A 9,334-nucleotide genomic window follows, 5' to 3' on the forward strand; every position below is an offset into this window, starting at 1 on the left:
GCACGGCGGTCGAGGGGGGCACGGCGGTCGAGGGGGGCACGGCGGTCGAGGGGGGCACGGGGGCCGCGGGGGTCACGCCCACCCCAGGTCGTGCAGCCGGTCGTCGTCGATGCCGAAGTGGTGGGCGATCTCGTGGACGACGGTGGTGCGGACCTCCGCGACGACCTCCTCGGCGTCCTCGCACACCGCCAGCGTCGGCAGCCGGAACACGGTGATCCGGTCCGGCAGCGCCCCCGCGGCCCACCAGGAGTCCCGCTCCGTCAGCGGCACCCCCTCGTAGAGGCCGAGCAGGTCGTCGGGGGCGTCCGGCGGCGGGGAGTCCGCCACGAGCACCACGACGTTGCTCATGGCGCGCGCCAGCTCGGGCGGGATGGTGTCGAGGGCGTCGGCGACGGCCTCCTCGAAGTCCTCCGGCGTCATCTCCACCACGGCCCCACCCTGCCGCACCGCCGCCTCAGCCCGCGATGCGCGCCCAGGTGCCGGTGTGCACGACGACGAGCGCGACCGCCGCGACGCTCGCCAGCGGCACCACGAGGTAGTGCTCCACGGGCGAGCCGGTGCGGAACAGGTCCAGCGACACCCGGCGCCGGCGCCGGCGCAGCCACGTGAACGGCACCGGCACCCCGCCGCGGGTCAGCAGGTCGCCGAGGATGTGCACGACGACCCCGCCGGCCACCGCCAGGGGCAGCCAGCGCACGTCGCCCAGCTCGTGCCGGGTCAGCCACCAGGCCCCCGCCCACGACAGGGCGGCGTTGCCCAGCACGGTGGTCTCCAGCCTGCCGGGGACGACGACGTGGCAGGCCCGCAGCGCCATGCCGAGGGCGAGGGCCAGGGCCGCCATCGCCGTCCACGACCACAGCGCGGCCAGCGCCGTCACGCCGCCGAAGACGAGCGGGGCCAGCAGCACGTCGTGGGTGCCCTGCCGGTGCCCGCGGGCCAGGCGCGCCACCGCCGAGGACAGGGTCGTGGTGACCGGGCCCCACATGGTGGCGACCGTCGAGCCGGTCAGCCGCGGCAGGGCCCGGCGCCAGTGCAGGCCGCCCTGGTCGAGGTCCGGCAGCAGGGCGAACCCGCCCCAGGCGGCGACCCAGGCCAGCTGCTCGACGACCCCGCTGACGGGGGCGTGCGGCAGCAGGGCGGCGCCGGCGGCGAGGCCGGTGGTGGCGTGGGAGTGTCCGAGCACCGCGCGGACGGTAGCGGGTGCGTCGGACGCGCGCGGTCCCCGCCTCCTCGTTCCCGCCCTTCTCCGGGTCCGGGCGGTGTTCGAGGGGGTCCGGAGCGCCCGAACCCGGAGAAGGGTGCGACGAGAGCGGGGCTCAGCCGGCGGTGAACTCCCGCACGGCGAGCTCCTGGTCCGGGTCGTCGCCGCTCACCGAGACGTGGTGGGTGGCCCCCTGCTGCTGCAGCTCGTCGAGCTGGCGGCGCACGTTGCGGCCCCGCCGCACCGCCCGGACCGCCCAGCCGTCCGCGACGAGCCGCTGCTGCAGCAGCCCCACCGCCACCGGCCCGGCGTCGCGGTGCAGCAGCGCCACGACCCGGCGCCCGGGCAGGAGCACCTGCGGGTCCACGATCTCCACGATCCGCTCGAAGCCGAGGGAGAAGCCGCAGGCCGGCACGTCGACGCCGCCCAGCTTGCCGATGAGCCCGTCGTAGCGCCCGCCGCCGGCGATGGAGCTGCGCGAGGCGGGGTGCGCCACCTCGAAGATCGCCCCGGTGTAGTACCCCATGCCCCGCACGAGGGTGGGGTCGAAGACCACCCGGGCGCCCGGCACGAGCCGGCGGACGGCGTCGGTGATCGTCGCGACGTCCGCGGCGGCCTCCTCCGGCGCACCGGCGGGCATCGCGGCGTCCGCGTCGGGCGCGCCGAAGCCCTCGACCAGCCCCACCACCGCGGCGGCGGCGGCCGGCTCCAGGCCCTGCAGGGCGCGCACCTCCGCGGCCACGCCCTCGGCGCCGAGCTTGTCGTACTTGTCCACCGCGACGAGCACCCGCCCGTGCAGCTCCCGCGGCACGCCGGCGCCGTCGAGCATGCCGGTGAGGATGCGCCGGTCGTTGAGCCGCAGCGTGCAGCCGCTCAGGCCCAGCTCGCCGAGCACCCGCAGGCTCGCCGCGCACAGCTCGACCTCCGCGTGCACGGACGGCTCGCCGAGCACGTCGATGTCGCACTGCACGAACTGGCGGAAGCGGCCCTTCTGCGGGCGCTCGGCGCGCCACACCGGCCCGATCTGCAGGCTGCGGAAGGGGCTGGGCAGCTGCGCCCGGTTGTTGGCGTAGTAGCGCGCCAGCGGGACGGTGAGGTCGTAGCGCAGCCCGAGGTCGGCGGCGTCGCGGGGCGGCAGGGGGGCGTCCTCGTCCAGGCCGCGGCGCAGGATGCGGAAGAGCATCTTCTCGTTCTCGCCGCCGGAGTCGGACTGCAGCCGCGACAGGGCCTCCACGGCCGGCGTCTCCACCTGCTGGAACCCGGCGGCGGTGTAGGCGCGCGTGATGGTGGCCAGGGCCGCCGAGCGCAGCGCGACGTCGGCGGGCAGCAGGTCGCGGAACCCGCGCGGGGGTGTCGCCTCGGCCTTCAACGCTTCGTCCCTCCCTGCCCGGATCGAGGGGGCCGACGGGCTCGACGGACCTGCCGGGGCGGGCAGCGACGATACGCCACGCGCGCCGCCGCCGGCTGGCCCGGCGGCGGCGCGCGGTGGGGAGGGCACCCGTCAGCAGCAGCGCGAGCGCACCGCCCCGGCCAGGGCGTCGGTGCGGGCGCGCTCGAACTCCCGCCGCGGCACGGGGTCGTGCCCGTGCGCGGCGCAGCGGGCGAGGTAGTCGTCCCAGGCGGTCTCCCCGGCCAGCGCGCGGGCGTACCAGCGCACGCCGCGGGCGGCCCGCCGGACGCGGGTCAGCACGCCGCTCACCGCGGGACCGCCTCCTGCGCGGCCGCGGCCCGCTTCTCCTCGGCGGTGGGGAACAGCCCCGACGGCGCGACGATCCGGGAGGGCACCGCGGGCGCCTCGCCGGTGGGCAGCGACCCGCCCGCGCGCAGCGCCCGCGCGACGACGACCGCGGCGTTGAGGACCACGACGACGACGAGCAGGGCGAACGCCGCCTGCAGGAAGCCGTTGACGGTGGAGTTGGTGACGACCTGGTCCATCTGCTCCGGGGTGGTCGCCGGGGCGAGCAGCTCCCCGGCGTCGCGGGCGTCGCGGTAGCGGTCGGCCTGCGCGAAGTACCCGAGCGCGGGGACGTCGGAGAACACCTTCTGCCACGAGGCGGTCATGGTGACGACGAGGTCCCAGACCAGCGCGACGCCCGGCACCCACGCCCACTTCGCCCGACCGTGCTTGACGAGCAGCGTCGTCACCAGGGTCAGGGCGATCGCGGCGAGCAGCTGGTTGGCGATGCCGAACAGCGGGAAGAGCTGGTTGACGCCGCCGAGGGGGTCGGTGACGCCGGTCCAGAGGAACCAGCCCCAGGCGCCGACGACGACGGCGCTGGCGAGGTAGGTGCCCGGCCGCCAGGACAGGTCGCCGAACCTCTTCCACACGTTGCCGACGGTGTCCTGCAGCATGAAGCGGCCCACACGGGTGCCGGCGTCGACGGCGGTGAGGATGAACAGCGCCTCGAACATGATCGCGAAGTGGTACCAGAACGCCGTGAGCGCGCCGCCGAAGGCGGTGTTGAAGATCTGCGCGATGCCGAGGGCGAGGGTGGGGGCGCCGCCCGTGCGGGAGACGATGTCCTCCTCCACCGCCGCGGCCGTGGCGGTGATGGTCTCCGGCGGGGTGGAGATCCCGATGCCCGCGAGGAACTCCGCGGCCGACTCCGGGGTGCCGCCGGTCGCGCCGGCGGGGGAGTTCATCGCGAAGTAGACGCCCTGGTCGATGACGGAGGCGGCGATGAGGGCGCTGATGGCGACGAAGCTCTCCATGAGCATCCCGCCGTAGCCGATGAGCCGGACCTGGCTCTCCTTCTGGATCATCTTCGGGGAGGTGCCCGAGGAGATCAGCGCGTGGAAGCCGGACAGCGCACCGCAGGCGATCGTGATGAACACGAACGGGAACAGCGAGCCCGCGAAGACCGGCCCGTTCCCCTCCCGCGCGAACGTCGTGATCGCGTCGTTGGCCAGCACCGGCCGGGCCAGCAGCAGGGCGGCGGCGAGCAGGACGATGACGCCGACCTTCATGAACGTCGACAGGTAGTCCCGCGGGGTGAGCAGCAGCCACACCGGCAGCACCGAGGCGACGAAGCCGTAGACGACGAGCGCGACGACGAGGGACTCCTTGGACAGCGTCAGGCTCTCGGCGAGGCCGAGCTGCTCGACGTAGCCGCCGCCGATGATCGCCGCGAGGAGCAGCACGACGCCGATGCCGGTGGCCTCCAGCACCCGCCCGGGGCGGATCGTGCGCAGGTAGACGCCCATGAACAGGGCGATGGGCACGGTGAGCGCGATGGAGAACACGCCCCACGGGGACTCGGCCAGGGCGTTGACGACGATGAGCGCCAGCACCGCCAGGATGATGATCATGATGGCGAACACCGCGACGAGGGCGGCGGCACCGCCCACCGGGCCGATCTCCTCGCGGACCATCTGCCCCAGGCTCTTGCCGTCGCGGCGCATGGAGAAGAACAGCACCGTCATGTCCTGCACGGCCCCGGCGAAGATCACGCCGACGACGATCCAGATCGTGCCGGGCAGGTAGCCCATCTGCGCGGCGAGCACCGGGCCCACGAGGGGGCCGGCGCCGGCGATGGCCGCGAAGTGGTGCCCGAACAGCACCCGGCGGTCGGTGACCTCGTAGTCGACGCCGTTCTCCAGCCGCTCCGCGGGCGTGGCGCGGCCGTCGTCGACGCGCAGGACGCGGGTGGCGATGAAGCGGGCGTAGAAGCGGTAGGCGATCGCGTAGGACGCCAGCGCCGCGAAGAGGATCCACAGCGCGGACACCTCCTCGCCGCGGGAGACGGCCAGCACCGTCCAGGCGACGGCGCCGACCAGCGACACGGCCGTCCAGACGGCGACGCCGCGGGCGGAGGGGCGCCGGCGCGCGGGCGGCGCGGCGGCGGGGTGGGACGTCTGGCCCCCGGGGGGGCTGGGGGTCGTGGACACGAGCGGCCTCCTCGCACGCTGCGCGGCGCGCAGCAGTCTCGCTGCGCGTCGCGCAGCCCGGGACGGGGGCGGCGCTGCCCACCCCGCGGGCATCCTGGCGCTGCACCGATCGGGTGTCACGCTGACGTGCCGCGCGCGGCCGGGCGGGCGGGGGCGCTCCTGCGACGTGGTTGGATTCCTCCTCGTGGTGAGACTGGCAGACGAGCTGGACGGCAAGCGCCTCTTCCTGACGGGCGTCACGGGGTTCGTGGGCGAGGCCCTGCTGCAGCGGCTGCTCGTGGACCTGCCGGGCACCCGCGTGGTGGCGCTGGTGCGGCCCAAGCCCGGCCAGTCCGGCGAGGACCGCATCCGCAAGCTGCTGCGCAAGCCGATCTTCGCCGGCGTCGACGCCGACGAGGTCCTGGCCGGGCGCCTGGAGGTCTTCGAGGCCGACCTCGACGACGTCCCGGCCCTGCCGGGCGACCTCGACGTGGTCGTGCACTGCGCGGGGGACGTCTCCTTCGACCCGGTGATCCAGGAGGCGTTCGCCACGAACGTCCACGGCACCGAGCGCCTCGTGCAGCGCGTGCTGGAGGCGGGCGAGCGCACCGCCGGCCGGATCCACTACGTGCACGTCTCCACCGCCTACGTCGGCGGCCGCCGCCGCGGCGCCGTGCCGGAGCGGGCCGTGGACCACACCGTGGACTGGCGCACCGAGGCCGCCGCCGGGCAGCGGGTCGCCGCCCGCATCGAGGAGGACTCCCGCACCGAGGAGCACCTGCGGCGCTTCCTGCGCGAGGCCGAGCGCGCCCACGGCCACGCCGGGCCGCTGACGGCCGCCGCCGACGCCGAGCGCCGCCGCGCCGAGTGGGTCGTGGAGCAGCAGAAGGCCGCGGGCCGGGAGCGCGCCCGCACCCTGGGCTGGACGGACGTCTACACCTTCACCAAGGCGATGGGCGAGCGGGTCGTGGAGGAGGTCGCCGCGCCGCTGACCCCGGTGAGCGTGGTGCGGCCCAGCATCATCGAGTCCGCCCTGGTGCACCCGCACCCGGGGTGGATCGAGGGGTTCAAGATGGCCGAGCCGATCATCCTGGCCTACGGCCGCGGCGAGATGCCGGAGTTCCCGGCCGCCCCCGACTCCGTGCTCGACGTGGTGCCGATCGACCACGTCGTCAACGCGATCCTCAAGGTCGCCGCCACCCCGCCGCCGCCGGGGGCGCCCGCCTACTTCCACGTCACGTCCGGCTCGCGCAACCCGGTGACGTTCCGCACGTTCTACGAGCACATCCGCGCCTACTTCGGCGAGCACCCCTTCGCGGGCGCGCCCGCGCAGCTGCCGGTGTGGGGCTTCCCCGGGGCCGACCGCATCGAGCGCCAGCTCGTGCGGGGGGAGATCGCGGTGAAGCTCGGCGACCGGGCCCTGGCGCTGGTCCCGCGCAGCGAGCGCGCCCGCTCCGGCGCGCGCTCGCTGGACAAGCAGCGCCGCCAGCTGGAGTTCCTGCGCCGCTACATGGACCTGTACCAGGTGTACACGCAGGCCGAGCTGCGCTTCACCGACGACAACACCCTGGCGCTGCACCGCACCCTGGACCCGGCCGACGTGGAGGCGTGGGGCTTCGACACCGCCGTCGTCGACTGGCGCGAGTACGTCCGCGACATCCACTGCCCGAGCGTCACGGCGCAGATGCGCAAGTACGACGAGGTGCGCCGCCGCCGGCGGGAGAGCGAGTCGAGCAGCGCGCCGCGCCAGCTGAAGCGGGTGGGTGCCGGCGACGCGCCGGTGCTGGCCGTCTTCGACCTCGCGGGCACCCTGAAGCCGGGCACGGTGGTGGACACCTACCTGCAGCTGCGCCTGTCGCAGCTCGACGCGCCGGGGCGGGTGCGGGAGTTCGCGCGCATCAGCCGCCGCCTGCCGGGCTGGATCGCCGCCGAGCGCCGCGACCGGGGCAGCTTCCTGCGCTCGCTGTTCCGCGGCTACGCCGACGTGGACCTGGACGAGCTGGAGCGCTACGTCGACGCCGTCGTGGCGCCGCAGCTGCTCGCGCAGGTCGGCCCGGAGGCGCTGCGGCGCATCGAGGCGCACCGCGAGGCCGGCCACACCACCGTCCTCATGACCGGCGACGTGCGGCAGATCACCCGCCCGCTCACCGACCTGTTCGACGAGGTGGTGTGCACGGAGCTGGAGGAGCGCCTGGACGCCGACGGGCGCCGGCGCGCGACGGGTTTCCTCACCTCCCCGCCGCTGGTCGGGGAGTCCCGCGCGGCGTGGCTGCGCCGTCGCGCGGAGCAGCTCGGCGCCGACCTGGCCGCCTCCTCCGCCTACGCCGACTCCCAGTCGGACCTGCCGCTGCTGCGTGCGGTCGGCTCCCCCACGGCGGTCTCGCCCGACGTGCCGCTCTTCCGCGCCGCGCGCAGCGCCCGCTGGCCGGTGGTGGACTGGACGGCGGAGTCCTCCGCGAGCCGGCTGCGGCTGCCGCAGCGGATCCTGGCCGGCTGGGACTGACCGCACGCCGGGGCGCGCCCTGATCGCGTCCCGGCACGTCCCGGGCGCGTCCGGGTGCGGAGCGTGGTTGCATGCGTGGTTTGATGCCTGTTCAGAGTCCCGTTCCGATGCGCGGCGGTCCCGTTCCCATGCTCAGCAGTCCTGTTCCGACGCTCAGCGGGCTCCGTGCGACGACGAAGGTCGCGGTCGCGGCCGGAGGCGAGGAGGCCCGTCGATGACCCTGCTCATGTCGAACTCGCGCCCGACCCGCTGGCTGGACCGGGTGCGCCGGCGCACCCCCGCCGGCGGCGGCGTGCCGGGCGGCGGCCCGCGGCGGCCGGAGCGGCCCGGGAAGCAGGCGCACTCCAACGACTGGGTGCGCAGCCGGCCGGCCACCGCGCTGCGGGCGGTGCTGCAGCGCGCGGTGCTCATCCCGGTGCTGCGCGCGGAGCTGCGGACCGAGGTCCACGGCGCGGACGTCTTCGACCGCATCGACGGGCCCGCCGTGATCGTCGCGAACCACTCCTCGCACCTGGACACGGTGATCCTGCTGCAGGCGCTGCCGGCGCGGATGCGCGCGCGCACGGCGGCGGCGGCGGCGGCGGACTACTTCTTCGACGTGTGGTGGCGGGCCATCCCGTCGGGGCTGGTCATCGGCGCCTTCCCCCTGGAGCGGCGCGGCGGCGTCTCCAGCACCCCCGGGGAGCTGCTCAAGCAGGGCTGGAGCCTCATCTGGTTCCCCGAGGGCGGCCGCTCGTACGACGGCGTGCTGCGCGAGTTCAAGAAGGGCGCGGCGTACGTGGCCCTGGAGAACGACGTGCCCGTGGTGCCGGTCGCCCTGCGCGGCACCTACGACGCGATGCCGCCGAAGAAGCGGAACTGGCCGGCCCCGGGCCGCCCGCGCGTCACCGTGCACTTCGGCGAGCCGCTGCGGGGCATCCCCGGCGAGAAGGCCGCCGCGTTCGTGCCGCGGATCCAGGACGCGGTGGTGAAGCTGCTGGCCGAGGCCGAGGCGGAGGACCGCGCCGCGGGCCGCTCGTCGGGGCCGCGGCACCGCCGCCGCTGAGCCCGTCCCGCGCCCGGCGCGGGATGTGAGGAACATCTCGGTGGTGTACGAGAGGCGTCGGGCTTGTTACGGTCAGCCTGCCCCGGTCACCGCCGGGGCACGGTCGCGGAGACGCCGAGTCCTGCCCGCCGCGACCGGACACGACATGGGGCAGGAGCGGGGGACCCACAGGTTCCTCGGACGCACCGCGGTGCGTCCTCGGGGTGAAGCCGCTTCCCGGCGGCCGGGTCAACTTCCGATCCGAACCCGACAGCTGACCTCGCAGGCGTCGGAGGTAGCCGACCCATGCCTGCGTTCCCGCGCGCCCTGACCTCGACCACCACCCACCGCGCGGGGCGGCCCACCGCCGCCCTCGCCCGCAAGAGCGCCCTCGCCCTGGCCGCCGGTGCCGTCGGCGCCGCCCTCGTCGTGGCCCCGGCCGCCGGCGCCAGCGCCGCGCCCGTCTCCGAGTGGGACCGCCTCGCCCAGTGCGAGTCCGGCGGCAACTGGCACATCAACACCGGCAACGGCTACTACGGCGGCGTGCAGTTCAGCGCCAGCACGTGGCGCGGCTACGGCGGCGGGCAGTACGCCGCCCGCGCCGACCTGGCCAGCCGCGAGCAGCAGATCGTCGTCGCCGAGCGCGTCCTGGCCGGCCAGGGCTGGGGCGCGTGGCCGTCCTGCTCGCGCAAGCTGGGCCTGCGCGGCACCGCCGACCCCGCCGCCGCCGAGGCCTTCG

8 protein-coding genes and 1 riboswitch are annotated in these 9,334 nt (G+C 75.5%); of the genes, 3 read left to right on the forward strand and 5 right to left on the reverse strand.

Going from position 1 to position 9,334, the window contains the following annotated elements:
• Nucleotides 1-72: 72 nt before the first annotated feature.
• The 5 genes from ABEB16_RS12225 to ABEB16_RS12245 form a co-directional block, all read right to left on the reverse strand.
• Complete coding sequence (locus ABEB16_RS12225) at nucleotides 73-420, reverse strand: metallopeptidase family protein (RefSeq protein ID WP_425560179.1); 348 nt, start codon at nucleotides 418-420, stop codon at nucleotides 73-75.
• Between the two features lie 34 nt (nucleotides 421-454).
• Entirely contained in the window at nucleotides 455-1,183 is a 729-nt protein-coding gene (locus tag ABEB16_RS12230) for a metal-dependent hydrolase (RefSeq protein WP_345712524.1), read from the reverse strand.
• A gap of 133 nt (nucleotides 1,184-1,316) precedes the next feature.
• Entirely contained in the window at nucleotides 1,317-2,570 is a 1,254-nt protein-coding gene (gene hisS / locus ABEB16_RS12235; RefSeq protein WP_345712525.1) for a histidine--tRNA ligase, read from the reverse strand.
• A gap of 132 nt (nucleotides 2,571-2,702) precedes the next feature.
• Nucleotides 2,703-2,900, reverse strand: coding sequence for a YbdD/YjiX family protein (locus ABEB16_RS12240; RefSeq protein ID WP_345712526.1), 198 nt, complete (start codon nucleotides 2,898-2,900; stop codon nucleotides 2,703-2,705).
• Nucleotides 2,897-5,089, reverse strand: coding sequence for a carbon starvation CstA family protein (locus ABEB16_RS12245; protein ID WP_425560178.1), 2,193 nt, complete (start codon nucleotides 5,087-5,089; stop codon nucleotides 2,897-2,899). Before ABEB16_RS12245 ends, ABEB16_RS12240 begins: the two co-directional genes overlap by 4 nt.
• Nucleotides 5,090-5,273: 184 nt before the next feature.
• Here ABEB16_RS12245 and ABEB16_RS12250 point away from each other — a divergent pair, with 184 nt between their 5' ends.
• The 3 genes from ABEB16_RS12250 to ABEB16_RS12260 form a co-directional block, all read left to right on the forward strand.
• Nucleotides 5,274-7,571 (forward strand): SDR family oxidoreductase, encoded by a 2,298-nt coding sequence (locus tag ABEB16_RS12250; RefSeq protein ID WP_345712527.1) that lies wholly within the window; start codon nucleotides 5,274-5,276, stop codon nucleotides 7,569-7,571.
• Nucleotides 7,572-7,785: 214 nt separating this feature from the next.
• The gene (locus ABEB16_RS12255; protein WP_345712528.1) at nucleotides 7,786-8,616 is read left to right on the forward strand and encodes a lysophospholipid acyltransferase family protein; all 831 of its coding nucleotides are present in this window, start codon (nucleotides 7,786-7,788) and stop codon (nucleotides 8,614-8,616) included.
• Nucleotides 8,617-8,718: 102 nt separating this feature from the next.
• Nucleotides 8,719-8,899, forward strand: a riboswitch (cyclic di-AMP (ydaO/yuaA leader).
• Between the two features lie 2 nt (nucleotides 8,900-8,901).
• Nucleotides 8,902-9,334: transglycosylase family protein (locus tag ABEB16_RS12260; protein ID WP_345712529.1), on the forward strand; the 433-nt coding region annotated here is incomplete at its 3' end.

Origin of the sequence: Kineococcus glutinatus (assembly GCF_039542765.1) — a bacterium.
In the GTDB taxonomy this organism is placed as follows: Bacteria; Actinomycetota; Actinomycetes; order Actinomycetales; family Kineococcaceae; genus Kineococcus_A; species Kineococcus_A glutinatus.

Excerpts from the sequence above, each read along its gene's own strand:
- ABEB16_RS12255 (WP_345712528.1), top strand. The coding sequence starts at position 7,786 with ATGACCCTGCTCATGTCGAACTCGCGCCCGACCCGCTGGCTGGACCGG.
- ABEB16_RS12225 (WP_425560179.1), bottom strand. The coding sequence starts at position 420 with ATGACGCCGGAGGACTTCGAGGAGGCCGTCGCCGACGCCCTCGACACC.